The following is a 26654-nucleotide window of genomic DNA, read 5'->3' as shown; positions in this document are numbered from 1 at the left end:
ATATTAATTAAAAAATTGATAATAACGCTCAGAAGCAATTTCAAACATAGCAGTATCTCCCTTTGTATCACCAAAAGCGATGATTTCATCATATAAAGACAAGTCGATTTCTTTTTCGATTCGAATTCTTTTCTCTTGATAATTACAATTTGGTGAAGCAAAATAACCTGAATAAAAACCTTGTTCGTCGAACTTTGCTTTGGTACAAATTAACCCCATTCCATAATAATCAGCAAAAGGTTGAACCCAAAAATCAACCGATGCCGATACTATAAATTTATCGTGATAATTACTTAATGACTTGATGTATTCATCTGCTTTTGGATGGATTAATTCGTTATGATTCTGTTCAAAATAGCTCTGTGCTAACTGATTGATTTCAACATAAGGTTTTCCTTTTAAGAATGTTGAAATAAATTTTTCTTTTACAAATCCAGCTTCTAAAAGCTTTAATTTAGAACCGACAAATAATGGCATAAACAACAGATAATTAACAAAATAGACTTTAGGAAAAGAGAATTTTAAAAAATCGAATAAGGTATCTTTCTTTGTTAAAGTTCCATCAAAATCAAAAAGATATAATTTGCGATTCATTACATTTTAAGTTTTTTGAAAATAAACTCGGGTATATTTCGAATAATCATCATAATTCCCCACCATACAAATGTCACATACACCACATTCTTTTTCTTTTTATAAGCGTTGTAAATGATCGTTGCAGCTTGTTCTGGTTGTGCGGTTAATGGTTTTGGTGTTTCGATATCAGCCGTCATTTGCGTGTCCATAAATCCAGGAATCACTGTCATAACGTGGACTTTTTTGTGAAATAAATAGTTTCTCAAACCTGCTAAATAAGCTGTAAATCCTGCTTTGGCCGAACCATATATAAAATTACTTTGTCGCCCTCGCTCTCCTGCAACAGATGATAGACCTATAATTGTTCCAGCACCTTTCTCTTCAAATTTCTTTGCAAAATGATTCATTAAAACAATTAGCTTCGAATAATTGATTTCGACAATTTGTTTGGTATTCCAATCGTCATACAAACCTTCTTCCGAATTTTTCCCTAAATATCCTGCCGCACAAAATAACAATTCAGACTCAATGTGATGGAGTTGAGATAAATCATTTTCTTTGGTTAAATCAAAATGTACTACTTCACATGTTTGCTCATATTTCGCAAAAAAATGGTTGGCTAACTTAACCGTTTTATCAACATTGGAAGTAAATAAATAAACCATTGGAAAACGTTTTCCTTCTTTTAAAACCTTTTCTACAAAAGCTACTGCAACGTCTGAATTTGATCCTAATACTATCATTTTTGCTTAAATCTATTGATACGTTCATTTTGCATCGACTCAAATTTTGGAGAATCGATGTTGTTTAAATAATCTGTTAATGCAGGATTTGACATTGCGTCCTTCGTTCGGTAAATATGTCCTCCATAATCCATTATAATTTTATCTAAACTTCCAATTAGTTTTTCTAATTTATCATTCACTTTAAAGTCTAAAGCCAACGTATAACCTTTCATTGGAAAAGAATTATAAGCTTGTGGATTATTTTCTCCAAATAATTTCAATACAACCAAAAAAGAACCATTTCCACTTGCTGCAATGGTTTCTAATATTTTTCGCATTCCTTCTTTCCCTCTTTCTTTTGGAATAACAAATTGGTATTGAATGAATCCATTTTTACCATAAATACGGTTCCAATTATGAACAGCATCCAATGGGTAAAAAAAAGTTTCGTAATCTACATAATTCTTCAGGTGTTTTTTACCTTGCTTATTAAAATACAACCAATTGAAAATCTTAATTGACAATGGATTTAATGCAAATCTTGGAAAAAAGAAAGGGATAGTTAAATTAAATTTCTTTTTGATTTGAAGAGGATTCTTCGTGAATTTATTTGGTAATTCATCTAAGGTAGCATGTTCTCCACGCAACATAATCGATTTTCCCAAAGCCTCTCCTTTCTGTAAACAATCTAACCACGCGACATTATATGTCCAAGATTCGGAAGACTCGAATAACTCAAAAATTTCATCTAAATTTTTAGCCTGAATAGCTTCATTTCGGATATAAGCGGTTTCGATTTTCTTCATCATAAATTTGGCAGAAAGAATAACACCTGTTAATCCCATTCCTCCTACAGTTGCCCAAAATAAGGATTGATTTTCATTTCTCGAACAACGTAAAACATCACCATTTTCTATCATCAAATCGAACTGAATTAAATGATCAGAGAAACATCCGTCGATGTGATGATTTTTCCCGTGAACATCTGATGCAATAGCTCCACCTACGGTGATAAACTTGGTTCCTGGTGTCACTGAAATAAAATAACCTGATGGAACAGAAACTTCTAAAATATCGGATAATAAAACACCCGATTCAACTTCTATAATTCCATGTTCACGATCAAAAGCAATAAACTTGTTCCATTTCGAAGTTGAGATAATGGTATTTTGCAATGAAGCATCCCCATAACAACGTCCATTTCCACGAGCAATTAATTCTTCATTCGAAAGAATTGCTTCCTGAAATTCTAAAATTGTTGTTGGAGTGATAACATGTGCTTTTATAGATGGATAAAGTCCCCAGTTAGCTACTGGAGTTAATTTTTTATTTTCCATTATTAAAATAAATCAATAAAACATAACTAATTCCCCACAACACAATCAACAATTGGATAAAATGATCTTTAAAAATTAATTTCGTTGGGGATTCGGTTTTAGCATACACAAATGTCTGTTGCAAATAACGTAAAACTGCCGCAAAAACAAAGACAAAGGTATAAATTATATAATGATGAAATTTGGATTGTGTTTCAGGAGAAAGGATAAACATCATGTAACAAATGACTGCTACGGTACAAGTTATTGCTAATGCAGAATTAAGAAAATTGAGATTATAGCCGTCCAATGATTTCCGAGTAACGCCTTCTAATTCGGCATTCACCAATTCTCCTCTTCGTTTTCCTAAAGCTAAAATCAACGCAAGATCAAACACCAACAAAATGGTCCAGTCACTTACTAAAATCCCCGTCATATAACCACCAACAAAAACTCGTAACAAAAAGCCAAATGCAATAATCATCACATCCAATATGGCAACTTGTTTAAGTTTGAACGAATAAGCAATATTCATTAAAAAATAAATCCCGACAAGAATCGCAACTTGTAACGTACCAAAAGTCCAAAGTAGAAAGCACGTTAAAACAAGCAATACCAAAAATAAGATAAACGCATTTTGTTTAGAGATTTTTCCACTTGCCAATGGCCTGTTTTTTTTCTCTGGGTGTTTTTTATCCTTTTCGATGTCAACATAATCATTGATGATGTAAATACTACTTGCCACAAAAGAGAATATCAGAAATCCGTAAAATGATTCGATCAACAAATCAATATTGAATAGATTTCCCGAGAAAAATAATGGTAAAAAAACAAACAAATTTTTCACCCATTGATTGACTCGCATAAGTTTTAGATAGTGTGTCATATTAGGAAATACATTTTGAATAAATTAAACTTAACGGATAAATCAAGATAGACAACATGTTGAAATGCTTCAATTCTTTGTTTATTTCTGAAAGATTTCTATGATTAATCATCGCATAGATTTGGTATCCAACCAAATTACGAATTAAAGTTTTGGGATAATGAAATAGTTTTGTTCCATAAGAATTTAAAAACGATTTATAACCTTCCATCAATCCAAATGTATTTTTACCTGTCCAACGTGTATTGGAAACAGAATGTTCATCTGTTTCGTCTAAATGATAGTTACGAACAACTTTATTCACAAACCTTGTTTTCACTCCATTTGCATCATAGGTATTGAAGAATACCGCTTGCGGAATGTAACCTTTCCCATGATAAATCGAATAATCGAAGTTTATTAACAATTGTTGATAAGTCTTTGTGATAAAAATTCCAAATTTATCGCCACGTACTTTATACTTATAACGCATATCGAAAATAGATCCATCAAATCCATTATTTGGATACTCGTGACCAACTATTCTTCCGTCTTCGAACTGAGATAATCCCATCACGGATATAAACTCCTCTTGATTCTGAATTTGTTCAACTTCATCAAATAATAGTTGTAACGCATCTATGGGATAAGAGTCGTCCGAATCAACAATCATGAAATAAGGTGAAGTTACTTTCTTGATTCCTTCAAAAACCGTAATAAACTTATGCTGATTTTCGTTCCAAAAATATTCTATATCTATTAAACCTTCAGTTTTGAAGTGCTCAACAATTTCTTTGGTGTTATCCGTAGACCCATCATCCATAATGATCCATTTGAAATCTTTGAACGTTTGATTTTTCAACGAATCATACACACGAGGCAATGTATGCGCACGATTATACGAAGGTGTAATAATCGTTATTTTAACCTCGTTCATTTGCTAATTTTAATTGATATTGTTGTTCAAAAACCTCAGTTACTTGACGATAAATTTCATTTTCATCAAATTTAGTAGATGCTGTAGATGTGCCTTGTATAATTTTATTCACCAACTCTGGGTTAGTCAAAAATGATTTCATTGCTTGATACATTTCATCTTCATCATATTGAATCAAAACTCCATCAACTCCATCCTCAATCATCTCCACTATTCCACCAACATTTGTAGATATAATAGGTTTACGCATGCACATCACCTCTCCTATCACCAACGGATAAGACTCTGATTGTGTAGGTAATATAAAATAATCGGATGCTTTGATATAGGGATATGGATTGGTCTGAGAATCCAATAATAAAAACGAGTTTTCAACAGCTAATTCCTTTTGTTGATTCTTCAAATTTTCCATTTCATTACCACCTCCAATAACTGCAATTTTATGATGAAACCCATCCTCTAATAATCGTTTATGAACTTTCATCAATGTATGATAGCCTTTGCGGTGATGCAAGCGCCCCATTGAAGAAAATACAGGTAACGTTGTTTCATAAGAATGCTCGAATAGTTCAGCTTTTTTAAGAACCTCATCCATTTTTATCACATTATAAATTACGGTAGATTTTGGATACTTTACTTGATACAAATCATCAATCACTTGTCGTGTTTGTTTTGAACCAAAAATCATAAAATCAAAATGTTTCATTTTTTCAATTCTACTCAACACACGTTTTTGGTCTTTATCGTAACCAACATCTGTATGAAACCATCCTATTTTACGCGAGTTTTTATTGGGAGAATTCAATACCATATCAAATTCTGCATAACCTGGAGAAACCTCGATGTCATATTTTTCAGGAACTTTTAAGGCATATAATATTGAAGGAAATCGATCATAGACTTCTAATTTCAACCGGCGCCAAATCAGCTGCATTTTTTGAACAAAAGAATTAGAACTCATTTGTTCTTTTCCTTTTTCTACAACAATTACTTTTAAATCTGCTGGAATTTCTTTGACCAATTCACCTTGATATAAATTAAGCATCAATGTGAATTCGAATTTATCTTTCGGCAAGTTGCGCAATAAATCTAAAACTACTCTCGGAACTCCACCCATTTCTAACGAACGAAGCCTAAAAAGTACTTTTATTTTCTTAGGTTGATTTGACATTTGGTTAGTTTAATGGTCAAAAATACAACATTGATTTTGAATTGAATAATACAACAATCTAAAAACTCATAAAATAATTCTTAATTTTGCTAAAAATGTAGGAAATGTTCAAGATTGGAACGAAAGTTAAAGTGATAGATGATAATATTTCAGGGACAATTACCAAGTTAAAAGGTGATTTTGTCTACTTTAATGATGCGTTTGGTTTTGAGTATGAATATCATCAAGAAGAAATTATCAAAGCGATTGAAATTGATTATGATGAATACCGTGATGAGGAAATCAAAGAATTTTCGAAACCCAAATTCAAAACATTTCGCAAATCGCACCGTCATCCCTATTTAACACGAGAAGTTGATTTACATATCGAAAATTTGGTAGACAATTGGCGAGATTTGAACAATGCAGAAATCATACAAACACAATTGGATGTGGCACGAAATGAAGTAGAACGTGCAATGTTCGAAAGTCAAGTTCGGTTGATTTTGATTCATGGATACGGAAAAGGAATTCTAAAAAAAGAAATCACCGAATTATTGTATCGTTATACCAATATCGAATTCTATGACGCCTCATTTAAAGAATATCATGGCGACGCCATAGAAGTTAAATTTATTTAAAATCTTTTGATCCAATCCATCAAATCAAAATAATTTTGAGGAACAATCCCATGTCCACTTCTGTATTCATGGTATTCGTGTTTGATGTTCAAATCATTTAAAAATCCATCTCCCATTCTTCCTAAATCGATAGGTAAAACCACGTCATCTGTTCCGTGAGAAACAAAGAAATTTAAGTTCGAAAAATCGTTAGATGCATCTATTTCACCTATTATTTTATGTTCTGGATAACCACTTAAAATCGCGACATTCTTGATCTTTTCTGGATGATTCAACGAAATGGCATAACTCAAAATAGCGCCTTGACTAAAGCCCATTAAGGTTACATTCTTTTCATCTAGATTTTCTTGTTGAACAATTGTATCTATAAATTCAACTAATTTATTTCGAGATTCTATTGCCTGCTCTTCATCCATCCATTTTTCGTTGTTCACAAAATTAATATCATACCACGCATAACCTCCATAAACAAGATCATATCTTGCGCGAACGCTTACAATATGTGCATGCGGTGGTAAATCTTGCGCAAACGAAAACAAATCTTCTTCATTACTCCCATAACCATGAATCAGGACAAACAAAGGTGTTGCATCCGACTTAACAGCAGGTAAACGCTCGATATATTTTATACCATTTAATTCTTTCATTTCAACTTTATTTTGGATAAAAATACAATTTATATCAAACAAAAAACGATACTCGAAATAATTCAACTATCGTTTTCTAAACTAATCACTTGTATTTAATCTGATTAATCAACTTTTATATGCCCCCAATTTTCACCCGATTTTATTCGGTACAACTGCATTTCACTAATTCCAAATTGTTTGGCTATAATTCGTAACCTTGTTTTACGATTAGGATTGGCTAACATTTTCTTGATTCGAATAACATCAGTTGTAGTCAATTTATTACCATCCATCATTTGTCGCGTCTTTTTAGACTTTTCTTTTCCCTCTTCATAGTAAGGACTACTCATAAAATGTTCTCTAAATTCTTCTAATGTTGCCCATTTCAAATTAGTTACATTGTCATTGTCTTTTACAAAATCGAGGTGTAATAAATATTTTTGATCTTCTGTTGGTCGTGGTAAAAAATTTTCTGCAACGAGATGATAGATTAAATTTTGAGTATACTTTTTCTTCCCTAACTCATCTTTGTAACTGTATCGCAAGATTCGATAACCGTTGGTATAACTTCCTTTCAATAATCGACCATCTATTTCTATCCCCTCTTGAAAACTTACCAAGCGTCCAAAATTTGAAATAACATATCTATTTCGCAAGTTTCCTTTTAACTTAACTTCTTTAAATTCCTCTCCTACAAGTACCTTTACCATTTACTCTTATTTATCAATTAAATTAGGTTCCTCTAAAATAAACCATCTGAACGAAAATGAATGTTAAACGAGATAAAAATTAATCTTAAAATATCAGTTGTGTATTTTAAATTAAACAAAATGCACAACAGGTCTAAAATTTAAAATCAATATTTTATTTACAAACACCAATCAAAATCTTGAAATATGCTAATTTACTTTATGATATTTTAACGGTTAAAAGCCTTCAAAAACCCCCAAACCAAATAGAGCAAAATCATATTTCACAGGATCATTTGCATCCATTTCACGAAGTTTGCCATCTAATTCTTTCAAGGCTTTTGCATCATTTTGCTTTCGAGTCAACACCCCCAGTTTTCGCGCTACATTTCCCGAATGCACATCCAATGGACAAGAAAGTACAGCGGTTGGAATCGATTTCCATATTCCCAAATCTACCCCTTGTTTATCTGCTCTCACCATCCATCGTAAATACATATTAATGCGTTTTGCAGCAGAATTATTCAATGGATCTGAAATATGTTTAGTTGTACGAGGTAAATGTTCAATTTCAAAAAAAGTTTGTTTGAAATGCGATATCGCGACTTGCATAGAGTCTGAAGTTTGATGTTTCGCAAAAACCTGCTCCAACCCTCCGTGATGCTGATAAATATTGCGAAGCGATTGTATAAAAAATTTCAAATCATCGCTATTGAATGTTCTATGTACAAACCCATCTAAATTTTCTAAATCATTTTCAGAGAAATTCATCACAAAGTCATAAGGCGAATTTCCCATTAACTGCATCATTTTATTGGCATTATTGATAATCATTTTACGATTACCCCACGCAATTGTAGCAGCCAAAAACCCTGCAATCTCGATATCTTCTTTTACAGAAAACCGATGTGGAATCTGAACAGGATCAGAATCGATAAAATCTAACGTATTGTACTGAAGAACTTTTTCGTCTAAAAAATCTTTCAGTTCTTTTTTATTCATTATAATTCTGTTTGAAACATTCCGTCTGCCATCACCAATTTTCGATCGCACATATTCGCTAACTCTTCATTATGCGTCACAATCACGAAGGTTTGTCCAAACTCATCTCTCAATTTGAAAAATAAATCGTGTAACTCTTCTGCATTTTTAGAATCTAAATTTCCTGAAGGTTCATCTGCAAAAACAATCTTTGGTTGATTGATTAATGCACGCGCAACAGCCACACGTTGTTGCTCTCCACCCGACAATTGATTCGGTTTATGCGTCAAACGATGCGACAATCCTAAATACGACATCAATTCTTTGGCACGTTGTTCGGCATCCGCTTTTTTAGTTTTTTTGATAAAAGCTGGAATACAAATATTTTCTATGGCATTAAATTCGGGCAGCAATTGATGAAACTGAAAGATGAATCCAATATTTTCGTTTCGAAATTTTGATAAATCACGATCATTTAACTTGGTGACATCTTGTCCCGCAATTTGAATAGACGTATTATATTTCTTTGGTTCAGAACTTTTTTCAAGCGTTCCCAAAATCTGAAGTAAAGTCGTTTTACCAGCTCCAGAAGCTCCTACGATCGAAACGATTTCTTTTTCTGCAATGGATAAAGAAACATTTTTTAGCACTTCTAATTCACCAAACTTTTTGACAATATTTTCTGCTTTTATCATGAGGTAAAGATATAAATTATGTGTTAAGTCTTAAATCAGAAGTTCTAAGTTTTTTTAGCTTAAATTTTCATTCTACTTTTATAAAAGATTTTATAGTGTACAAAATACGATTAAAAAATCATATCCCATTTGTTTTGACTTGTTATATCATGAATAGTTGTATCTTGTACCATGCATATAACTAATTTTAATTGCTTTTTTCGTAGAAGCTGATAAAAATAATATGGCAAAATTTAGAATACATCAACAATATTTTTATTTTTGTAATTGAAAAATCAAAAAAAATGAATCTTCACGAATATCAAGGTAAAGAAATCCTTAGTAAATATGGTGTGAAAGTACAACGTGGTATCGTTGCTACTACACCAGAAGAAGCTGTAGAAGCTGCTAAAGCATTAACTGAACAAACAGGTACAGGTTGGCATGTTGTAAAAGCTCAAATTCACGCAGGTGGTCGTGGAAAAGGAGGCGGAGTAAAACTTGCTAAAAACTTGGACGAGGTGAAAGAAAGAGCAAACGATATTATCGGAATGCAATTAATTACACCTCAAACTTCTGCCGAAGGGAAAAAAGTACATCAAGTGTTAATCGCAGAGGATGTGTATTATCCTGGTGAATCTCAAACAGAAGAGTATTATGTATCTGTATTATTAGACCGTGCAACAGGTAAAAATATGATTATGTATTCTACAGAAGGTGGAATGGATATCGAGGAAGTTGCAGAGTCTACTCCAGATAAAATTTTTACAGAAGAAATTGATCCTACTGTAGGAATCCAAGGTTTCCAAGCGCGTAAAGTTGCTTTTAACTTAGGTTTATCAGGAAACGCATTCAAAGAAGGAGTGAAATTTATCACCGCTTTATATAACGCATATGTAGCAATTGATGCTTCTATGTTCGAAATTAACCCAGTTCTTAAAACATCTGACGATCAAATTATCGCAGTAGATGCGAAAGTTACTATCGACGACAACTCATTATTCCGTCATCCAGATATCGCAGCATTACGTGACACAAGAGAAGAAGATGCAACAGAAGTTGAAGCTGGTGAAGCGGGATTAAACTTCGTAAAATTAGATGGAAACGTTGGGTGTATGGTGAACGGAGCTGGATTAGCAATGGCAACTATGGATATCATCAAATTATCTGGTGGTAACCCAGCTAACTTCTTAGATGTTGGTGGTACTGCTGATGCTGAGCGTGTAGAGAAAGCTTTCCGTATCATCTTAAAAGACGAAAACGTAAAAGCAATCTTAGTGAATATCTTTGGTGGTATTGTACGTTGTGACCGTGTTGCTCAAGGTATCTTAGATGCTTACAAAAACATGGGAGACGCGATCAATGTTCCGATCATTGTTCGTTTACAAGGAACAAATGCTGAAGTTGCAAAACAAATGATTGACGAATCTGGATTACAGGTTCACTCTGCAATCACTTTACAAGATGCAGCGGATAAAGTAAAAGAATTATTAAACTAAGCTTTAGTTTAATCACAATATCTAAAACTCTCAAAGGTAACTTTGGGAGTTTTTTTTATTCAATATATTTGTAATAATGACAAAAGAACTATTTGAAAAACTTATCAACTCTAACGAATCAAACATTCTTGATTTTAAAAAGGAAGAGTACGACTCTCCTAGTACAGCAAAAAAATTAAAAAGCTGAATTTAAAAAATACATGATTTTTTACTAAAAATTTGGACTTTGTCTTTTTCTATAAAAAATATGTGTCATAAACTTTCTTATCAATAACAAGTTTTTTTATTTGCCCTGTTTCTACAAGATCTTCAATTTCTTTTTTTAATTTTTCTTCTGTAATACTTATATTAGAATCACTTTTTATAAATTTATATAATTTCCATATTGTATATTGATATTTAAAAACCTCATCATAAGGAATAAAGTCATAATCACAAATAATATTATTTTGAATAACTTCGCATCCCCCTCCATGAAATCGGTAATTAAAATCATCTATACTTCCTATTCGTTCGAATAAAACACCTATGCAATCTTCGTATAAATTATCATTTATATCATAATGCTTCTTTAGCGCTTCTTCAAATGAAGCAATGAATGATCTATAGGCACTTAAATATAACTGTATATCTATCATAATTTTAATTATTTATATAAGCCATTATGTATTTACTTTATCTTTAATAATATAAAAAACCTCCTCTCAACAATTGAGAGGAGGTTTTCCTTTTTACGCATTTAAATAGGCTTATATATCGTCAAAATTGATATTCGTAAAAGACTCCACTTGTGTATCATCTTTACTTGCCATTTTATTTTTTGGATCAAAATCTTTTTGATGTCTTTCCGAAATCACTTCTTGTCCTTTCTGAGCAAAAACAAAATCTGTTGTTTCGTCTAACATCTCCTTAAAGCTCTCGAAGTCTTCTTTATACAAATAGATTTTATGTTTTTTATAGTACACATTCCCATCTTCTTGTGTATTTTTTTTACTTTCTGTAATCGTCAAGTAATAATCACCTGCTCTTGTTTCGCGGACATCGAAAAAGTAGGTTCTTCTTCCTGCCCTTAATACCTTGGAAAAGACTCCTTCTGCATCCACCTTTTCTTGGTTTTCAAAATCATTCATAAGTCTAATAGCGTTTTTGTTAAATGTTTCATAACAAATCTAAAAAAAATTAAGAAAACAACAAGATTTCAGGCAAATATTTTCTATTTTTTTATTGATTCTACTCTTAAAAACCTAATCCAAGAGCTGTTTATTGTATAAATCGTAATAATAACCTTGTTTATTTAACAATTCGCTGTTTGATCCATTCTCTAAAACACGACCATCTTCTAACACTAAAATCTGATCTGCTCGCTTTGCCGAAGAAACACGATGTGTGATGATGATTGTTGTTTTACCTTCAATTTCTGAAGCTAAATTATTCAAGATTTGTTCTTCTGTTTCGGTATCTACAGCTGACAAACTATCATCAAAAATTAAAATCTTTGGATCATTTACCAATGCGCGAGCGATAGAAACTCGTTGTTTCTGACCTCCCGAAAGTGTAACACCACGTTCTCCAACAACAGTATCATAACGTTCCTTGAAACGATCAATATTATCATGTACAACAGCTTTCTTGGCAAAAATTTCTGCTGTTTTTTCATCTTCATCATCCGAACCAAATAAAATATTATTGGTCAACGAGTCCGAAAATAAAAATGCTTCTTGCGGTACATATCCAATTTCTTCTCGAATTGACTCCACATTGATATCATGAATATTTTTACCATCAATTAAAATCTCACCAGAAGTCGGTTCTAAAGAACGTGCAATTAATAAAGCGATGGTCGATTTACCCGATCCTGTTTTTCCAAGAATTGCCAACGTTTCTCCTTTATTAATTTTGAACGAAACATTATCCAAAGCTTTGATTCCTGTATTTTCGTACACATAAGAAACATGTTTAAACTCGATTGTTCCTTGTACATGATGATTCACCAATTGTTTTTCCTTGACATCTGTTTCAGCATTCAAAAATTCATTAATACGTGTCATTGATGCTTCTGCACGTTGTACCACCATCGTAATCCATCCAAGAGAAGTAAAAGGCCAAATTAGCATATTTAAGTAAAGAAAAAACTGAGCGATAGAACCAATATCCATCGTTCCTTCGATATATTTTATCCCGCCTAAATATAAAATCACCAAATTACTTACGCCAACTACAACTACCATCAATGGCCCGAAAGCTGCTTGAATTTGAGCCAAATTTAGTGCGCGTTTTTGGTATTCGTCTGCTTCTACTTGGTATTTAGATTTTACAAATGTTTCGGAATTAAATGATTTAATAACACGAATTCCAGCAAAAGTATCTTGCACAGAAGAAGATATTGTAGATTGTTGTTCCTGCACACGTTTACTTTTTTTGTTGATATTTCGTGCAACATTGTATATCAAAACCGATAAAATAGGCAAAGGCGCTAAGGTATATAACGTTAACTCTTTATCTATCTGCAACATAAAATACGCGATTATGATGACACGAGAAACCAAATCAACGGGGTACATAATCCCTGGCCCAAGATACATACGCACCAATGCGACATCTTCGGTAATGCGATTCATCAAATCTCCCGTTTTGTGCTTTTTGTAAAATGACAAGGATAACTTTTGATACTTATCATAAATCACGTTTTTCAAATCAAACTCAATATAACGAGAAGCCACAATAATCATTTGTCGCGTTCCTACCGTTAAAGCTCCACCCAAAACTTTAAAAAAGAAAAAAGCCAAACTGGCATACATCAACCCTTCTTTTAATAATTCGAGGTTATCTGTACCGTTTTGTTTAAAATTTTGCAATAATTCTTCAACCGTATTGATTGCTTCTTTGATATATGTCACGGAAAAAACTTGCACCCAATTGGCACAAATCGTAAAAATGAAGCCTAAAAAAATCCTCCATTTATACTTCCATAAAAATTTATTTAACTTTTGTAATGATTTCACAAAACAAAATTACATTCTTTTTTTTACCTTTGCATCAATTTATTAGACGTTATATCATTGAAATTATGTTGGGAAGAAGACAACTACGCGAAAAAGTAATGCAGAATATCTATGCTTACAATTGTTTAGGTACGGAAGGCGAAGAAAGAACGGTCGAGAAAAATATGATGAGAAGTATCGATCAAATCTATGATTTGTACATTTATATCCTAAATTTAATCAAAGTTCAAAAGGACATTGCAGAGCATAAAATAGATCTTGCAAAATCAAAAAACTTTCCAACCGAAGAAGATTTAAATCCAAATTTAAAATTTGTTCAGAATAAAGTTTTCAAAATTTTAGAAGAAAATCTTGAATTATCTCGTCATTCGAACGATAACAAGTTTTTACTTTGGGATATTTATGATTCTTATCCAAACAACATCTACAAAAACTTAACAGAAAGCGAATTGTACAAAACGTACATGAATAGCGGTAACCGTTCTTTCGAAGAAGACAAAGAGTTTATTTTGAGCTTTTTCGTAGAATTGATTGCTGAATACGAAGATCTGCACGATTACTTAGAAGGAATTCAAATTACTTGGGCAGATGATGTACACATTGCTAATGCAATGGTTCATACGACGATTAAATCGTTCCGTCAAAATAGTTCTCCATTGATTTCGTTGTTCAAAGTGTACAAAGATGTAGATGACAAAAAGTTTACAGAAGAATTATTTCGTAAAACAATTCGTCATCAATCGGAAACGAAGAATATAATTGACGAAAAAGCAGATAACTGGGAATTAGAACGTATAGCAACAATCGATTTGATTATTTTGGAAATGGCGTTGACAGAATTTATGTACTTCCCTAACATTCCTGCCAAAGTAACCATCAATGAATATGTCGAATTAGCGAAAAATTATTCGACAGAAAAATCACGTGTTTTTGTTAACGGAATCTTAGATAAAACCCTAAAAGAGTTAAAAGACAATAATAATTTACCAAAATACGGTAGAGGTTTATTATAATCTTTATTTTTTCTTAAATTTGACTGAGACAAATAATTATAAATATGAAAAGTAAATTATTTATTTTAGGTGCATTCGCCCTATCATTCGCAATCAGCTCTTGTGGAGAAAAAAAAGCAAGCGATAACTTTACAGCAGAAGAAACAGCTCAACAAGCTGAAAATGTTGTAGATCCTGCTACTGCTCCAGTTTTAACATTAGCCGAAGCAAACCATGATTTTGGAGAAGTACAGGCCAATAATAAAGTAGAAACATATATCAAGTTCAAAAATGACGGTAAATCACCATTAGTTATTCGTGATGCGTCTGCAACTTGTGGATGTACAGTTCCTGAGTTCCCATCTACGCCTATTGCAGTAGGAGCTACAGATTCTATCAAAGTTGTGTATACGGCGGGTAACATGAACGGAAGACAACAAAAAACAGTTACTTTAGTAACAAACACAGTAAATGGACAAGAAAATTTTGACATTTCTGCAAACGTTATTGGAGCAACTGCAAATGATCAAAATGCTCAACAAGCATTTGGACAATAAATAATAAACCATTAAAAATTAAAAATGATTCAAACAATCTTTTTACAAGCAGGTGCTCAAGGCGGAGGAATGTCGATGCTTTTAATGTTCGGAGGAATGTTCGTGATTATGTATTTTTTCATGATTCGTCCTCAACAAAAGAAAGCAAAGCAAGAAAAACAATTCCAAACTGACATCAAGCGTGGAGATTTAGTCGTAACAACTTCTGGTATTCACGGAAAAATTAACGAGATTCACGACGATGCTGTTGTCATTGAAACTGGAGCTGGAAAAATTAAATTTGAAAAAGCTGCTATTTCTCGTGAATTAACTGCTGCTCGTTATTCAAAATCGACTGAAAAAGTTGAGAAAGTAGAAAAAGCAGTAGAAGAAAAAAACTAAGTTTAAGGTTAACATATATTTAACTGATTGCCGAAGGAATTATTCTTCGGCATTTTTTTAACTTCAAACTATGAAAAACAACCACCCTTTTGTAGTAGGAATCACAGGCGGAATAGGCTCTGGAAAGAGTACCGCAGCAAAATTCTTTGAGGAATTGGGCATTCCAGTGTATAATTCTGACACAAGAGCAAAACTTATTCAGAACGAAAATACTGAAGTAAAAGCGAAAATCATTGCTGCTTTTGGTGAAGAAGCTTATGATGAGAATGGGTTGAACAAAGCCTATCTATCCAAACAAGTTTTTCAAGACAATGAAAAATTGAAAGTTTTAAATTCAATTGTTCATCCAGCTGTTTTCAAAGATTTTGAAGCGTGGAAAATTGCTCAACAAACACCTATCGTAATGAAAGAAGCAGCGATCTTAATCGAAAGTGGGAGCTACAAAGATTGCGATATGGTAATAAGTGTTATGGTGGACATAGAAAAGCGAATTGCACGAACGATGGAAAGAGATGGATTAACACGAGAAGATATTTTGGCGAGAATCAATCATCAAATTACGGATGAAGAGCGAAAAGCCAAATCAGATGTGATCATTGATAACAATGGCGATCTTGCTCACCTCAAAAATGAAGTTGAACAAGCCTTGATGAACATCAAAAAAAAGATGGCTTCACACTAACAATCTCGCATAAATTAGAAAAGATTAAACTATTTTTAATCATTCAATAAACATATAGATGAAAAAAGGATTTTATAAAATCTTAATCGTTATCATGAGTGTTGCGCTTATAGGATTGATTATTATTCAATTCTATTGGTTGAATTTAACCATTCAGAACGGTACAGAAAGTTTTAACAACAACGTGTACCAAGCGATGAATTACACGACTGAAAAAATAAATAAGGTTGAATTAGATAAGTACTACAAGAAATTTAGTACGATAGAATCTGATTTAAAATCAAGTAAAGATAAACCACAAGTCGTGACAAATAGAGTCATCAAAGATTCTTTGGGTGTCACTTATGCCTATGTCACACGTTATGTGGTCGAAAAATCAATGTTGCCTTCTGGTCAATACAATGATAGTTTAACGAAAGCAAATATCTATTCACAAGAACGTGTCATTAAAATTGACAAAGATTCAGCTTCTTCAGGAATTTCGAATCTAAACTTGAATTTCGAAAACGCTTTACAAGACGGAACGTTTACCTTAGAAAGCGCTGCTCGTTGGGATGCAGGAACAACGCCTATCGACAAACGCGTTAACTATAAAATGTTGGATTCTATTCTAAAAAATGAATTACGCAACAGAGGAATCAATCAAGCCATTCCGATCTTAGCCGTTTTAAAGAAAGATTCAACTGAAACCAATGTCAAATCAGCTGATTTTGATCGCAACAAGATCGAATTTATGGTTCCTTTATTTTTGGATCGAAAAGACCATATCGAATATTATTTGGCAGCTAATTTTGTTAATCGAAAATTAGCCATTGTTGCGCCAACAGTACCGGTTATTTCGTTGACTTTTATCTTAACCATGATCATCATAACGGTTTTCTCTTTGTCGATCTATTATATGCAGTTGCAACGCAAGAGTTCGGAAATCAAAACTGATTTCATCAACAACATGACACACGAATTCAAGACGCCTATTGCAACTATTAATATTGCATCTGACGCCTTGAGAAACGAAAAAATATATACAGACCCCGAAAAGGTGAAATATTATGCCGATTTGATCAAACAAGAAAACAAACGGATGAACGCTCATGTTGAGATGGTATTACGTATGTCGAAGTTAGATCGAAATCAAATGGATATGAACTTTCAGGAAGTCAACTTGAACGGTGTTGTACAAAAAAGTATTGAGCCGATAAGATTTATTGTAGAAGAAAGAAATGGTACAATATTTGAAGAATACAATGCAGAACAGTCTTTTGTCAACGGAGATCCATTCCATTTAGAGAATATCGTGATTAATGTATTGGATAATGCTCGAAAATACTCTCCAAACACACCAGAGATTCGCGTAAAAACATACAATAAAGACAACAGTTTTATAATTGAGATTTCTGATAAAGGAATGGGAATGCCGCAAAGCGTTCTGAAAAAAATATTTGAACAATTTTATAGAGAAGAAACGGGAAATATACACAATGTAAAAGGTCATGGACTTGGGTTGGCTTATGTCAAAAAAATTGTTCAGCTGCATGGCGGACAAGTTTGGGCAGAAAGTGCTGCAGGAAAAGGAAGTACTTTTTTCATTAAAATCCCTCTAAAATCATAGATCAATGAGTGATAAACAACGATTACTTTTAGTAGAAGATGATCCAAGCTTTGGAAGCGTCTTAAAGGATTATTTGGTTATAAACGATTTTGACGTTACGCACGCAATCGATGGTGAAGATGGTCTTGCCAAATTTAAAGAAAGTGATTACGATCTATGCATCCTTGATGTGATGATGCCAAAAAAAGATGGTTTTACATTAGGAAAAGAGATCAAAGAACTAAAAAGCGAACAACCAATTATATTTTTAACAGCCAAAAATATGCGTGAAGACGTGTTGAATGGTTACAAAATTGGAGCAGACGATTACGTCTTAAAACCATTTGATTCAGAAGTTTTATTGTACAAAATAAAAGCTGTTTTACAACGTAATTCGGGTGAAGAAGAAAAATTTGAACAAGAAGATTTCAAAATTGGTAAATTCACGTTCAATGCAAAATTGAGACAATTAATTTACGATGGTAAATCACAAAAATTATCGCCAAAAGAAAACGAATTGTTACGTTTATTGGCCGTATATAAAAACGATTTAATGCCACGTGAAATTGCCTTAACACGCATTTGGCACGATGACAACTATTTTACATCACGTTCAATGGACGTTTACATCGCAAAACTACGTAAGTATTTAAAGAAAGATCCTGCAGTAGAAATCGTGAATATTCACGGCGAAGGATTCAGATTATTGGTACAAGAATAATCCATCATTACTAAAAATATAAAACCTCAACTTATCGTTGAGGTTTTTTTTATGTGATTTAGTTTAATGATCTACTTCAGCACCTAAATTTCTATATTGTGCTCTAAATTTTTCTGCCCATTTATACCACTCCTCATATTGTGCGTCGGGATGATTCGCTTGATCTAAAAATGATTTGATGTAGTAATCCGAAAAATCTTTTGGATAATTTTCCATCGCATCAAATTCATCCTTTAACCATGCTTCATTTAGAATATAATTCATTCGATTGACATCAAAATGATTTCCGTATTCATGGTATGAACCCGTTGCTGAAGATTGGAAAGTAGTTTTTAACACTTCCTGATGGGTTCTTGCAAAAACAGCTTTTTTATTCTTGTGGTACCAAACAGCAGCATTTCGTAATTGTTGTTTTTCGTCCACTTCCCCTTTTGCATCTTGCCAAATGCTCAGCCAATATTCTTTTTGATATAACCCCATCAAGATGGAATTAATTCCCCAATATTTTCGTTTCGTTTGATTATCAACTAAACCTAATTTATACAAAATGGTAAAAAACTTGTACTTGTTGTACATAAACAAATCCATCACCACTTTGTTCGACGTGAACAAATCAACAGGTTGTGTTTGATAAATATGTTCTGATAGTTGTTTGATCCTATAATTCTTATCGTCAGAATAATTTCCTAACCATCCTAATTTTAAAAGAGGAATCGAAAAGGATTTCATTTCGTTGACTAATTCATCCAGATCTATTGATTCGGTGAACCATACATCATCCTCCGTTACCAAAACAAAATCAGACGAAGAGTTGACTGTATTGAACCACAAATCTGTAGGAATCGTAAACCCATCTATCGGTTTAGCAGATGTTATATTTTCTTCAATCGCTTTAATTTTTTCTTTGTACTGATTTGATTGAAGAATAAGTGCTTTAGGATATTTTGTCGCTATCTTTTCTAAATACAGTGGTGGCGTACCATCATCCAAAACCTTAACTTCAAAACTCCCTTTTACGTGTAAATAGATAGAATGTAAACAACGATCCAAATAATACGGTCGGTTAAACGATTTGATAATAATTGTGGTCATAAAAATCTTCGTTTTAACTTCTTCCAGAAAGTATTCTCTTTTTCAAAGATAAACTTTGGTAAATTTTCTATATCATCCACATTTTTGTTATACAACTTATCAATACCTCTTCTTTTACATGTTGTCAATAAAACTGTGTGCCAATTGAGATTCAATTTTGTTTTTTTAGATTTATCTTGAGAAACACCTTTATCATGAATGCGGTATAAGTACTGGAAAGAATCAATAAAGTAAAACTCGCCTAACTCGTATAATTTCATGTATAAATCTTGATCAACTGCAGAAGTTAAATTTGAATCAATTCCCTGTGTTTGATCATAAATCTCTTTCTTGAACGTAAAAAAATGAGCCACTTCAAAATTGATATTAAAAAACGTTTTATGATTATTTTTTATCTTTTTTGTCAAGTTAAACTCACCCTTTTCTTGTGAAAATTCATCAATTAATTTAATTTTGGAATATGTTGAAATGATGTCCGCATTATTTTTGTACGCATCCATAACATCTTCCAATGCATTAGCCACAATCCTATCATCAGGATCTACAAATCCACAAATATCACCACTTGCTTCCTCAACGCATCTTCTTTTGGTATACCCAACTTTTTTGTTTGCTGAATTACGGAATAATTTAATTTTATCATCCTGCTTCGATAATTCCACGAGTTTTTCATAAGATCCATCGTTAGAACAATCATCTACAATTATCATTTCATAATCGGGATAAGTTTGATTTAGAATAGATTGATAACATTCTTGGAAATAATACCAATTGTTATAATGAGCGATTAAAACAGAGAATTTCATATTACAACAGTTTTACTAATTGTTCTTGTTTATTCACTATAATCGAATTGGCGGGTACATCTTTGTGAATTACACAACCTGCCCCAATAATGACATTATCACCGATCGTTACATCTTTTAAGATAACAACATTAGCACCTGTCCAAACATTATTTCCCATTTTTATAAAACCAATCGTAAAGTCTGTTTTGGAAACGGAGAATGGTTCTTTTGTATACTGATGGTTATGGTCAAATAGTTTCATTCCTTCTCCTAAAATACAATTTTCTCCAATTTCTATATGACCTAAACAAGAAATTGTCGCCCTGGTGATATAAGTATTTTTACCGATTGAAAAATTTGCTTTATTTTTTATGGTCAAATAATTTGACTCATTAATCATTACATTTTCGGCAATAGTAATAGTCGCACCTGAAGAAATATCGTAATAATTATTTGACCCCAACTTAAAATCAGTAGCTATGGAAGATTGCGGATTTTTTCTAAACAGCTTATACGCTTCTTCTTTTTTTGCTTTTTGAATCAATCGATCAAGCAGTAACAACAATTTATTTATCATATTCATAGGTTTATACCACAAATATAGTAAGATGTTAATTGAAGGTTTCAACAATTAGTAAAAATAGTTAAATTTGTCTTTTATATGCAATAGCCAAACTCATGACCTCAACCAATAACTTACCACTTGTTAGCATCAACATACCTGTCTATAAATGTGAACAATATATTTTCAGATGTTTAGAATCTGTCAAAAATCAAACGTATAAAAACCTGGAAATTATTTTGGTTAATGATTGTACGCCTGATAACAGTATTGCAATCATTGAAGAATATATGGCTTCGAATAAGGAATTAAACATTCAATTACATCATCTACCTACCAATCAAGGCTTGTCTGTTGTTCGTAATACAGCAATTGATAAATCGACAGGAAAGTATATTTATATGTTGGATAGTGATGATTACATTACAGCTGATTGCATTAAAAAACTTGTTGACAACGCAGAAGAATACAATGCAGAGATTACCGTTGGAGAATCTATTTGTGAATATAAAGATACCGGTGATAAAAAACAAATGTTCAGAATTACAAGTGATAAAAACATTATTCGAGGAAATAAAGCAATTTTTGAAGCATTTGTAAATGGCAAATACCCTGTTATCGGTCCTAATAAATTATACGTAAGAAGTTTTATTGTTAACCATAAATTACGATTTGTCAAAGGGCTATTCTCACAAGATGAATTATGGGCATTTCATTGCGCTGAGAAATTAGAGTCTATTAGTTTTATACAAGACATCACCTATATTTATTACATGAATTCGGCTTCAACGATTTTTAATAAAAAGAAAATCAATTTTGAAAATCATCAAACAATAGTCGAATGGTTTACGAAGTCGTATAAATCTACAAATGATCCTATTCGTAAAAAGCTTATCCGTAAAAAAATTGTAGGATTCAAAAAACTAACCTTACAAATGCAGTATAAATCAATGAGAAATGATACCGCTTATTGGAAACAAAATTATAATCGCCTAAAAAAAGCACCAAGTTTGACCATTTCCGATTACCTGAGTGATGATTTTACACCTCAACAAAAAAAGGAAAATCTATTGCTAAATCTTCCTACTTCTCTTGGGTTTAAAATTTTTAAAAAACGTTATGAAGGGTGATTATTGGTAGTTTGTTAACTCTGGTAAAACAGTGTTGTCGTGAATTATAAAATCTTTGTATTTTAAACATAATGGAGCCCATATTTGAGATAAAATACCTAAAAGTACAATCGGATAACCTTTATTTCTTCCTTTTATATCACCTGGGTACTTTTCTAATTCTGATTCAAAAAAATCCATTCTTTTTAGTAGTTCCAAATACCACTCTGTTGTAAAGCTCGTATTAGACTTGCAAATAAATCCACCTGTACCTACGCAATGTTTATAATAATATTGTAAATCTTTGTCTATAATTCCTTGTCCACGCCCCATACCTCTTCCATGCATCTCCGTATAACCAAGAACCCATCCAGATTTAGATCTTTTTATAGTTTCAAAAGATTCTAACCATGATTTTTCGTTATATTTTATATCTTGATACCCACCCCCATAAAAATGCATAAAGTAGCAACGGAGATAATCTGATTTATGAACAAGCGATAAATTCTTATAAGCTGGATGCAAAGGATGATTTGGAAGAATATATTCTTGTAAATTATGAGGTGTAATTAATTTCACTTCAACTCCAGAATGATCGACCAATGATTGATAACCTCTTTTCCTATTTTCAGACATTTCATTCTCACCTGTCCAAAAACAATATATAACTTGATCTATTTTAGACTCTATCTCATCAAAAGGTTTATAGTCATTTTGTAAAAAAAGACCAGGATATCTATTTTTATCAAATTTATATTTAAAAATTTCTTGTCTTTTAACCCTCCAAAACTCTCTTAAACTATATAATTTCGAATAAATTGTCCCTAAATATTTCTGAGACAAAAAACTAATTCTGTTTCTAATTTCGTTCATTATACTATTTTTTTATATTACCAGTAACACCCTCCTTCTACTTTATCAAATCCTTTCGGCTTTTCGTCGGCATATACCCATCCATTTCCTCTCAATGAGGTATAATGCTCCCATTCTTCCCAACGTTTACCTTTTATTCCGAATAAAAGTTGAGTAACTCCTCCTAAATGAATTGCTTGCTTTCCTTTATTTTTTATATAACTTGCCAATGGAAAACCATAAGCTCCACATCCTAAAATTGCTATATCAAAATCGGTTTGATCTATCTGTTTTTTCATAAATTCTAAAGCTTCAAACCAATTTTCAAAATCAGATTTCTCATCTGCAATTGACTGTACTGCCTTAATCGTTATTAACTCAAATTCAGGTAAAACATTTTTATTTTTGTATATATTTTCTCTATTCTTATACTGATTAATGATAGTTTGTTCAAAGGGATGGATAACTAAAACTTTTTTTCCTTCTAATGCTTTTGTCCAAGGGTTTGTAAAAAACCAAGGTTCTAACTCTCTAATATTACATAAATGAGTATTTGATGGAATTGTAGGTATATATTCTTCTAACTCATTCCAAACACCTAAAATATCTAGATTCTTAGCATCTTCTAAATAAAGGTTTATAAATTTTTCTAATAAATTCTTATCATTTGGAAAAAAGCCCGACAATTTACAAAGGTTATCTAAATATTTTGATGAACTTTTCCAATTCAACCCAATATTACCTATTAAATATTTGTAGATACCTTCAAGATCATTATTAATTTCTTTTTGGACAATATGATTCACTATAGCCCTAGATTCTGTACTTCCAAGACGAGCAATCATAAATGGTTTCCTTGATTTAATTAATGTATAAATTAAATCATTTGTCTGCCTGTTTTTTTCTTTTATTTTATAATAAGAAAAAAACTTACTATTACGCTTTAAGAAAAATGGTCTTGTTCTTTTTCCTAATCGAAACAGATAATGAAAATTGTTATCAGTGATCATTTTTATGAGATAAAATTTTTATAAAATCACTTAAATCTAAAACATTAAACATTAGATATAAATATTTTAGATTATATTGAACATTTGTTCGATAAACAGGTCGATAATTTCTATATAACATCTTACACATTTCCAATCTAGTTATGTAATCAAAACTATCCGCATATTTATCTAATAAATAATACATATAATCTGCATTACCTTTCATTTTTCTAACTTTCAATTTAGTATCTCTTCTATTACCTGAAATATTAATATCCGATCTTCTAAATGTCATATATTCATCTCTAATCATATAGATTCTAGAAAACTCTGAAAATTCTAAAAGAGCTATTGCATCAGAGCCAAATGCTAATTCTATATTTCTAAATTTATATTTTAAATATTTATCTTTTCTAAAAATATTTTCACTTAAAGTACTAAAAGCTTCATTAAAAAATAATTTTTTAAAAAAAACTGTTGAAGATTCTATTTTTTCATATTGATAAGGTCCTTGTACAACATTACCTTTTGTATCTATTACCTTGCAATTGTATTTAACAACTGTTATGTTTGATTGAATTATTTCAGGTAAATTTAAATAAAACTTATCAATGTAATTTTCTGTTAGGATATCATCATCACAAAGCAACATAATCCATTCCTCATTTTCAGTAAGATCATCAATACATCTTTCCCACTGCTTAGTGAGGTATTTTCCTCCAATGTTTGTATCATATCTTTTATATTTTGTAATGATACTTGAGTACTTATCAATCAATTCAGAAGGATTTTCAGGACTTGAATCGTCTCCTATATACAAATTAAATTTCTTATCCGTTTGATTTGCTAAACTTTGTAATGTCTCTTCAAAATAAGTTAATTTATAATATGGGATAACTATTGCTAATTTAATTTCTGACATAATATTTTTTGATTAAATTATTTAAATACCCTTCTTTATCTTGAATAGAAAATTGATACTGCAACTCATGAATATCTATTGAATAATGCTCCCCTTTATTTTCCATTAACTTCATTGCAGGTTTTTGTAGTATTTCCTCGAAGGCTTCTACTATTTCTGGTATAAAGTAATTTTCGGCATAAGCCACATTCACAATTCTATTCCAACGGTTAGACTGAATATATTGAAGCGTAATATCCTTTACATCTTCTACATCAATCAGATTACGTGTCGCATGTTGGTGCACATTCAATTGTTGATTCGTCATAATTTGGCGATAAAGATAATTCATCAACAAATTAGGATTTCCTCCTATTCCAACCGCATTACTAATTCTAAGAATAAGATAGTTGGTTGTATTTTGTTTGATTACTTCTTCGATATGCAACTTATGCAACACATACGGACTGTTATATTTAGAAGAATCATAAATTGAACACGTACTAAAATAAACCAATAATTGAGTAGGATATTGGGCGATTGTTTCTAAAACCAAGTCCAATTCCCGTTTAAATTGTTGCTTATCTTGCTCTGATGAATTTGAAACACCCGACGCAAAAAATACCACATCTTCTCGATCATGTTTCAAAAATTGAGATGCAATAAGCCCTTTACCTATAATCATAATAAATGAGCTAAAATTAACTGAGACGCATTCCCTACACCAAATGGGTTAACAAAATTGTTTTGTCCATTTTTTAATTCTTTATAAAATTCTTCTTTAATTTTTTCCTTATCTGCTCCAACAAGAATACCACAACCACAATCTAGTACTTCAGGACGTTCTGTTTCTTCTCTAAGTATAATGACTCTTTTTTGTAAGGTTGGTGCTTCTTCTTGAATACCTCCAGAATCAGAAATAATAAGCATTGATTTTGCCATTAATTTAACCGCTTCAATGTAATTTAATGGTTCTATAAACTTTATATTTTGTGGAATATCGCTAAATGTTTTAAAGATAAATTCTCTCGTTTTGGGATTAGGATGTAAACTCCAATTAAATGTAATCGAAGGATTTTCTAACGCCAATTCTTTTATCGCATCGCAAATCGAAAACATGTTTTCGCTAATATTTTCTCTTCGGTGAGCAGTGATAAAAACATCATCCCCTTTAGTCAGCGAGATATTCTCTTTCTCCAATACATAAGTTAACAAATCAATAATTGTATTACCTGTAACAACAATTCTTTCTTCAGAAATGTTTTCTTTTAATAAATTTTCTTTGGCTAATGGAGTAGGTGCAAAATTAATTTCACTTGTTAAAGAAACGACTCTGCGATTGTATTCTTCTGGAAATGGAAAACGGATATCATCCGTTCTTAACCCTGCTTCGATATGATAAAATTCTTTTTTTTCTAAAAAAGCAACCATTGAAGAGGCTAATACTGTAAACGTATCACCTTGTGCTATTATTTTTTCAACAGCATTTGACTTGACTACTTCTGCGATACTATCAATTAGTTTCGCTAATAAATTTGAATTTGAATACGCATTTGATTGAGATTTCAAAGTGTAATCTGGTTTGTAACCAAATAATTCTTCCATTTCTGTCAACATACTTGTGTGTTGACCTGTATTAATTGTAGTAAATGTAAGCGCTCTTTTTTTAGCTTCAAGTATAATTGGATATACTTTTAGAAATTCAGGGCGTGTTCCATAGATTATGGCTATCATTTTATAGTTTAGTTCGTTT

Annotated in this window: 30 protein-coding genes; 9 read left to right on the top strand and 21 right to left on the bottom strand. The window is 31.8% G+C overall.

Annotated features, from left to right (window positions below; all coding sequences use genetic code 11):
• Nucleotides 1-3: 3 nt before the first annotated feature.
• The 6 genes from IF125_RS01525 to IF125_RS01500 are packed head-to-tail and all read right to left on the bottom strand — an operon-like array spanning nucleotide 4 to nucleotide 5590.
• A complete protein-coding gene (locus tag IF125_RS01525; protein WP_225541289.1) occupies nucleotides 4-594 on the bottom strand; it encodes an HAD-IB family hydrolase in 591 nt (196 codons plus the stop codon).
• Nucleotides 594-1319, bottom strand: a complete 726-nt coding sequence (locus IF125_RS01520) for an SDR family NAD(P)-dependent oxidoreductase (protein ID WP_225540346.1) — start codon at nucleotides 1317-1319, stop codon at nucleotides 594-596. The genes IF125_RS01525 and IF125_RS01520 overlap by 1 nt, the downstream gene beginning before the upstream one ends.
• Nucleotides 1316-2638 carry an FAD-binding oxidoreductase gene (locus IF125_RS01515; RefSeq protein WP_225541288.1) on the bottom strand — a complete coding sequence of 441 codons (1323 nt, stop codon included), beginning with the start codon at nucleotides 2636-2638 and terminating at the stop codon, nucleotides 1316-1318. Before IF125_RS01515 ends, IF125_RS01520 begins: the two co-directional genes overlap by 4 nt.
• Entirely contained in the window at nucleotides 2628-3503 is an 876-nt protein-coding gene (locus tag IF125_RS01510) for a UbiA prenyltransferase family protein (RefSeq protein ID WP_225541287.1), read from the bottom strand. Before IF125_RS01510 ends, IF125_RS01515 begins: the two co-directional genes overlap by 11 nt.
• Nucleotide 3504: 1 nt before the next feature.
• Nucleotides 3505-4419 (bottom strand): glycosyltransferase family A protein, encoded by a 915-nt coding sequence (locus IF125_RS01505; protein ID WP_225541286.1) that lies wholly within the window; start codon nucleotides 4417-4419, stop codon nucleotides 3505-3507.
• Nucleotides 4406-5590: a glycosyltransferase gene (locus IF125_RS01500; RefSeq protein ID WP_225541285.1), complete on the bottom strand. Its 1185-nt coding sequence runs from the start codon at nucleotides 5588-5590 to the stop codon at nucleotides 4406-4408. The genes IF125_RS01505 and IF125_RS01500 overlap by 14 nt, the downstream gene beginning before the upstream one ends.
• Before the next feature lie 104 nt (nucleotides 5591-5694).
• On the opposite strand from IF125_RS01500, the gene IF125_RS01495 reads away from it, so the two are divergent.
• The gene (locus tag IF125_RS01495) at nucleotides 5695-6210 is read left to right on the top strand and encodes a Smr/MutS family protein (protein WP_171623120.1); all 516 of its coding nucleotides are present in this window, start codon (nucleotides 5695-5697) and stop codon (nucleotides 6208-6210) included.
• Here IF125_RS01495 and IF125_RS01490 read toward each other — a convergent pair.
• The 4 genes from IF125_RS01490 to IF125_RS01475 form a co-directional block, all read right to left on the bottom strand.
• Nucleotides 6207-6857: an alpha/beta hydrolase gene (locus IF125_RS01490; protein ID WP_225541284.1), complete on the bottom strand. Its 651-nt coding sequence runs from the start codon at nucleotides 6855-6857 to the stop codon at nucleotides 6207-6209. The two genes, IF125_RS01495 and IF125_RS01490, sit on opposite strands and share 4 nt — an antisense overlap.
• 104 nt (nucleotides 6858-6961) lie before the next feature.
• Complete coding sequence (locus tag IF125_RS01485) at nucleotides 6962-7549, bottom strand: NUMOD4 domain-containing protein (RefSeq protein WP_171623118.1); 588 nt, start codon at nucleotides 7547-7549, stop codon at nucleotides 6962-6964.
• 216 nt (nucleotides 7550-7765) lie between these two features.
• Complete coding sequence (locus IF125_RS01480; protein ID WP_171623117.1) at nucleotides 7766-8530, bottom strand: TIGR02757 family protein; 765 nt, start codon at nucleotides 8528-8530, stop codon at nucleotides 7766-7768.
• Nucleotides 8530-9204, bottom strand: a complete 675-nt coding sequence (locus tag IF125_RS01475) for an ABC transporter ATP-binding protein (protein ID WP_171623116.1) — start codon at nucleotides 9202-9204, stop codon at nucleotides 8530-8532. Before IF125_RS01475 ends, IF125_RS01480 begins: the two co-directional genes overlap by 1 nt.
• A 284-nt stretch (nucleotides 9205-9488) precedes the next feature.
• Between IF125_RS01475 and sucC the strand changes: the two genes are divergently transcribed.
• Nucleotides 9489-10682: an ADP-forming succinate--CoA ligase subunit beta gene (gene sucC / locus IF125_RS01470; RefSeq protein ID WP_225541283.1), complete on the top strand. Its 1194-nt coding sequence runs from the start codon at nucleotides 9489-9491 to the stop codon at nucleotides 10680-10682.
• A gap of 236 nt (nucleotides 10683-10918) precedes the next feature.
• On the opposite strand, the gene IF125_RS01465 is transcribed toward sucC, so the two are convergent.
• The 3 genes from IF125_RS01465 to IF125_RS01455 form a co-directional block, all read right to left on the bottom strand.
• Entirely contained in the window at nucleotides 10919-11320 is a 402-nt protein-coding gene (locus IF125_RS01465) for a DUF6896 domain-containing protein (RefSeq protein WP_225541282.1), read from the bottom strand.
• Nucleotides 11321-11431: 111 nt separating this feature from the next.
• Nucleotides 11432-11812, bottom strand: coding sequence for a PUR family DNA/RNA-binding protein (locus IF125_RS01460; protein WP_225541281.1), 381 nt, complete (start codon nucleotides 11810-11812; stop codon nucleotides 11432-11434).
• 114 nt (nucleotides 11813-11926) lie between these two features.
• Nucleotides 11927-13684 (bottom strand): ABC transporter ATP-binding protein, encoded by a 1758-nt coding sequence (locus IF125_RS01455; RefSeq protein WP_171623972.1) that lies wholly within the window; start codon nucleotides 13682-13684, stop codon nucleotides 11927-11929.
• Here IF125_RS01455 and nusB point away from each other — a divergent pair.
• The 6 genes from nusB (at nucleotide 13675) to IF125_RS01425 (ending at nucleotide 18605) form a co-directional block, all read left to right on the top strand.
• Nucleotides 13675-14697: a transcription antitermination factor NusB gene (gene nusB / locus IF125_RS01450; RefSeq protein ID WP_225541280.1), complete on the top strand. Its 1023-nt coding sequence runs from the start codon at nucleotides 13675-13677 to the stop codon at nucleotides 14695-14697. The genes IF125_RS01455 and nusB overlap by 10 nt on opposite strands.
• Before the next feature lie 44 nt (nucleotides 14698-14741).
• Nucleotides 14742-15233, top strand: coding sequence for a DUF1573 domain-containing protein (locus IF125_RS01445; protein WP_171623971.1), 492 nt, complete (start codon nucleotides 14742-14744; stop codon nucleotides 15231-15233).
• Nucleotides 15234-15257: 24 nt separating this feature from the next.
• Nucleotides 15258-15614, top strand: coding sequence for a preprotein translocase subunit YajC (gene yajC / locus IF125_RS01440; protein WP_171623970.1), 357 nt, complete (start codon nucleotides 15258-15260; stop codon nucleotides 15612-15614).
• A 70-nt stretch (nucleotides 15615-15684) separates the two neighbouring features.
• Nucleotides 15685-16296, top strand: coding sequence for a dephospho-CoA kinase (gene coaE / locus IF125_RS01435; protein WP_225541279.1), 612 nt, complete (start codon nucleotides 15685-15687; stop codon nucleotides 16294-16296).
• Between the two features lie 58 nt (nucleotides 16297-16354).
• Complete coding sequence (locus IF125_RS01430) at nucleotides 16355-17905, top strand: sensor histidine kinase (protein WP_171623968.1); 1551 nt, start codon at nucleotides 16355-16357, stop codon at nucleotides 17903-17905.
• A gap of 4 nt (nucleotides 17906-17909) precedes the next feature.
• On the top strand, nucleotides 17910-18605 hold the full coding sequence (locus tag IF125_RS01425) for a response regulator transcription factor (RefSeq protein WP_171623967.1): 696 nt from the start codon (nucleotides 17910-17912) through the stop codon (nucleotides 18603-18605).
• 63 nt (nucleotides 18606-18668) lie between these two features.
• Here the strand turns inward: IF125_RS01425 and IF125_RS01420 are convergent, their stop codons facing one another.
• From IF125_RS01420 to IF125_RS01410, 3 genes are read right to left on the bottom strand one after another with little or no spacing between them, the layout of a single operon-like run.
• Complete coding sequence (locus tag IF125_RS01420) at nucleotides 18669-19697, bottom strand: glycosyltransferase family 2 protein (RefSeq protein ID WP_225541278.1); 1029 nt, start codon at nucleotides 19695-19697, stop codon at nucleotides 18669-18671.
• Nucleotides 19694-20503: a glycosyltransferase family 2 protein gene (locus tag IF125_RS01415; RefSeq protein ID WP_225541277.1), complete on the bottom strand. Its 810-nt coding sequence runs from the start codon at nucleotides 20501-20503 to the stop codon at nucleotides 19694-19696. The genes IF125_RS01420 and IF125_RS01415 overlap by 4 nt, the downstream gene beginning before the upstream one ends.
• 1 nt (nucleotide 20504) lies before the next feature.
• Entirely contained in the window at nucleotides 20505-21062 is a 558-nt protein-coding gene (locus IF125_RS01410; protein WP_225541276.1) for an acyltransferase, read from the bottom strand.
• Nucleotides 21063-21163: 101 nt separating this feature from the next.
• Between IF125_RS01410 and IF125_RS01405 the strand changes: the two genes are divergently transcribed.
• Nucleotides 21164-22177: a glycosyltransferase family 2 protein gene (locus tag IF125_RS01405; RefSeq protein WP_225541275.1), complete on the top strand. Its 1014-nt coding sequence runs from the start codon at nucleotides 21164-21166 to the stop codon at nucleotides 22175-22177.
• Here the strand turns inward: IF125_RS01405 and IF125_RS01400 are convergent, their stop codons facing one another.
• The 5 genes from IF125_RS01400 to wecB are packed head-to-tail and all read right to left on the bottom strand — an operon-like array spanning nucleotide 22178 to nucleotide 26635.
• Complete coding sequence (locus IF125_RS01400) at nucleotides 22178-23029, bottom strand: capsular polysaccharide synthesis protein (RefSeq protein WP_225541274.1); 852 nt, start codon at nucleotides 23027-23029, stop codon at nucleotides 22178-22180. It abuts the gene before it with no gap.
• A 17-nt stretch (nucleotides 23030-23046) separates the two neighbouring features.
• Nucleotides 23047-24018 (bottom strand): hypothetical protein, encoded by a 972-nt coding sequence (locus IF125_RS01395; protein WP_225541273.1) that lies wholly within the window; start codon nucleotides 24016-24018, stop codon nucleotides 23047-23049.
• Nucleotides 24008-24922 (bottom strand): glycosyltransferase family 2 protein, encoded by a 915-nt coding sequence (locus IF125_RS01390; RefSeq protein WP_225541272.1) that lies wholly within the window; start codon nucleotides 24920-24922, stop codon nucleotides 24008-24010. The genes IF125_RS01395 and IF125_RS01390 overlap by 11 nt, the downstream gene beginning before the upstream one ends.
• On the bottom strand, nucleotides 24909-25586 hold the full coding sequence (locus IF125_RS01385) for an NAD-dependent epimerase/dehydratase family protein (protein ID WP_225541271.1): 678 nt from the start codon (nucleotides 25584-25586) through the stop codon (nucleotides 24909-24911). Before IF125_RS01385 ends, IF125_RS01390 begins: the two co-directional genes overlap by 14 nt.
• The gene (gene wecB / locus IF125_RS01380) at nucleotides 25583-26635 is read right to left on the bottom strand and encodes a non-hydrolyzing UDP-N-acetylglucosamine 2-epimerase (protein ID WP_225541270.1); all 1053 of its coding nucleotides are present in this window, start codon (nucleotides 26633-26635) and stop codon (nucleotides 25583-25585) included. Before wecB ends, IF125_RS01385 begins: the two co-directional genes overlap by 4 nt.
• Nucleotides 26636-26654 lie beyond the last annotated feature (19 nt).

It is taken from the genome of Empedobacter stercoris (assembly GCF_020281205.1).
GTDB lineage: Bacteria > Bacteroidota > Bacteroidia > Flavobacteriales > Weeksellaceae > Empedobacter > Empedobacter stercoris.
This window is presented reverse-complemented; position numbering and strand designations above follow the sequence as displayed.

Coding starts and splice junctions, on each gene's coding strand:
- IF125_RS01500 (WP_225541285.1), bottom strand. CDS start 5,590: ATGTCAAATCAACCTAAGAAAATAAAAGTACTTTTTAGGCTTCGTTCG.
- IF125_RS01445 (WP_171623971.1), top strand. CDS start 14,742: ATGAAAAGTAAATTATTTATTTTAGGTGCATTCGCCCTATCATTCGCA.
- IF125_RS01525 (WP_225541289.1), bottom strand. CDS start 594: ATGAATCGCAAATTATATCTTTTTGATTTTGATGGAACTTTAACAAAG.
- IF125_RS01475 (WP_171623116.1), bottom strand. CDS start 9,204: ATGATAAAAGCAGAAAATATTGTCAAAAAGTTTGGTGAATTAGAAGTG.
- IF125_RS01420 (WP_225541278.1), bottom strand. CDS start 19,697: ATGACCACAATTATTATCAAATCGTTTAACCGACCGTATTATTTGGAT.
- IF125_RS01505 (WP_225541286.1), bottom strand. CDS start 4,419: ATGAACGAGGTTAAAATAACGATTATTACACCTTCGTATAATCGTGCG.
- IF125_RS01405 (WP_225541275.1), top strand. CDS start 21,164: ATGACCTCAACCAATAACTTACCACTTGTTAGCATCAACATACCTGTC.
- yajC (WP_171623970.1), top strand. CDS start 15,258: ATGATTCAAACAATCTTTTTACAAGCAGGTGCTCAAGGCGGAGGAATG.
- sucC (WP_225541283.1), top strand. CDS start 9,489: ATGAATCTTCACGAATATCAAGGTAAAGAAATCCTTAGTAAATATGGT.
- IF125_RS01415 (WP_225541277.1), bottom strand. CDS start 20,503: ATGAAATTCTCTGTTTTAATCGCTCATTATAACAATTGGTATTATTTC.
- wecB (WP_225541270.1), bottom strand. CDS start 26,635: ATGATAGCCATAATCTATGGAACACGCCCTGAATTTCTAAAAGTATAT.
- IF125_RS01410 (WP_225541276.1), bottom strand. CDS start 21,062: ATGATAAATAAATTGTTGTTACTGCTTGATCGATTGATTCAAAAAGCA.
- IF125_RS01425 (WP_171623967.1), top strand. CDS start 17,910: ATGAGTGATAAACAACGATTACTTTTAGTAGAAGATGATCCAAGCTTT.
- IF125_RS01485 (WP_171623118.1), bottom strand. CDS start 7,549: ATGGTAAAGGTACTTGTAGGAGAGGAATTTAAAGAAGTTAAGTTAAAA.
- IF125_RS01395 (WP_225541273.1), bottom strand. CDS start 24,018: ATGATCACTGATAACAATTTTCATTATCTGTTTCGATTAGGAAAAAGA.
- IF125_RS01515 (WP_225541288.1), bottom strand. CDS start 2,638: ATGGAAAATAAAAAATTAACTCCAGTAGCTAACTGGGGACTTTATCCA.
- IF125_RS01460 (WP_225541281.1), bottom strand. CDS start 11,812: ATGAATGATTTTGAAAACCAAGAAAAGGTGGATGCAGAAGGAGTCTTT.
- coaE (WP_225541279.1), top strand. CDS start 15,685: ATGAAAAACAACCACCCTTTTGTAGTAGGAATCACAGGCGGAATAGGC.
- IF125_RS01480 (WP_171623117.1), bottom strand. CDS start 8,530: ATGAATAAAAAAGAACTGAAAGATTTTTTAGACGAAAAAGTTCTTCAG.
- nusB (WP_225541280.1), top strand. CDS start 13,675: ATGATTTCACAAAACAAAATTACATTCTTTTTTTTACCTTTGCATCAA.
- IF125_RS01520 (WP_225540346.1), bottom strand. CDS start 1,319: ATGATAGTATTAGGATCAAATTCAGACGTTGCAGTAGCTTTTGTAGAA.
- IF125_RS01490 (WP_225541284.1), bottom strand. CDS start 6,857: ATGAAAGAATTAAATGGTATAAAATATATCGAGCGTTTACCTGCTGTT.
- IF125_RS01465 (WP_225541282.1), bottom strand. CDS start 11,320: ATGATAGATATACAGTTATATTTAAGTGCCTATAGATCATTCATTGCT.
- IF125_RS01510 (WP_225541287.1), bottom strand. CDS start 3,503: ATGACACACTATCTAAAACTTATGCGAGTCAATCAATGGGTGAAAAAT.
- IF125_RS01495 (WP_171623120.1), top strand. CDS start 5,695: ATGTTCAAGATTGGAACGAAAGTTAAAGTGATAGATGATAATATTTCA.
- IF125_RS01385 (WP_225541271.1), bottom strand. CDS start 25,586: ATGATTATAGGTAAAGGGCTTATTGCATCTCAATTTTTGAAACATGAT.
- IF125_RS01400 (WP_225541274.1), bottom strand. CDS start 23,029: ATGAACGAAATTAGAAACAGAATTAGTTTTTTGTCTCAGAAATATTTA.
- IF125_RS01430 (WP_171623968.1), top strand. CDS start 16,355: ATGAAAAAAGGATTTTATAAAATCTTAATCGTTATCATGAGTGTTGCG.
- IF125_RS01390 (WP_225541272.1), bottom strand. CDS start 24,922: ATGTCAGAAATTAAATTAGCAATAGTTATCCCATATTATAAATTAACT.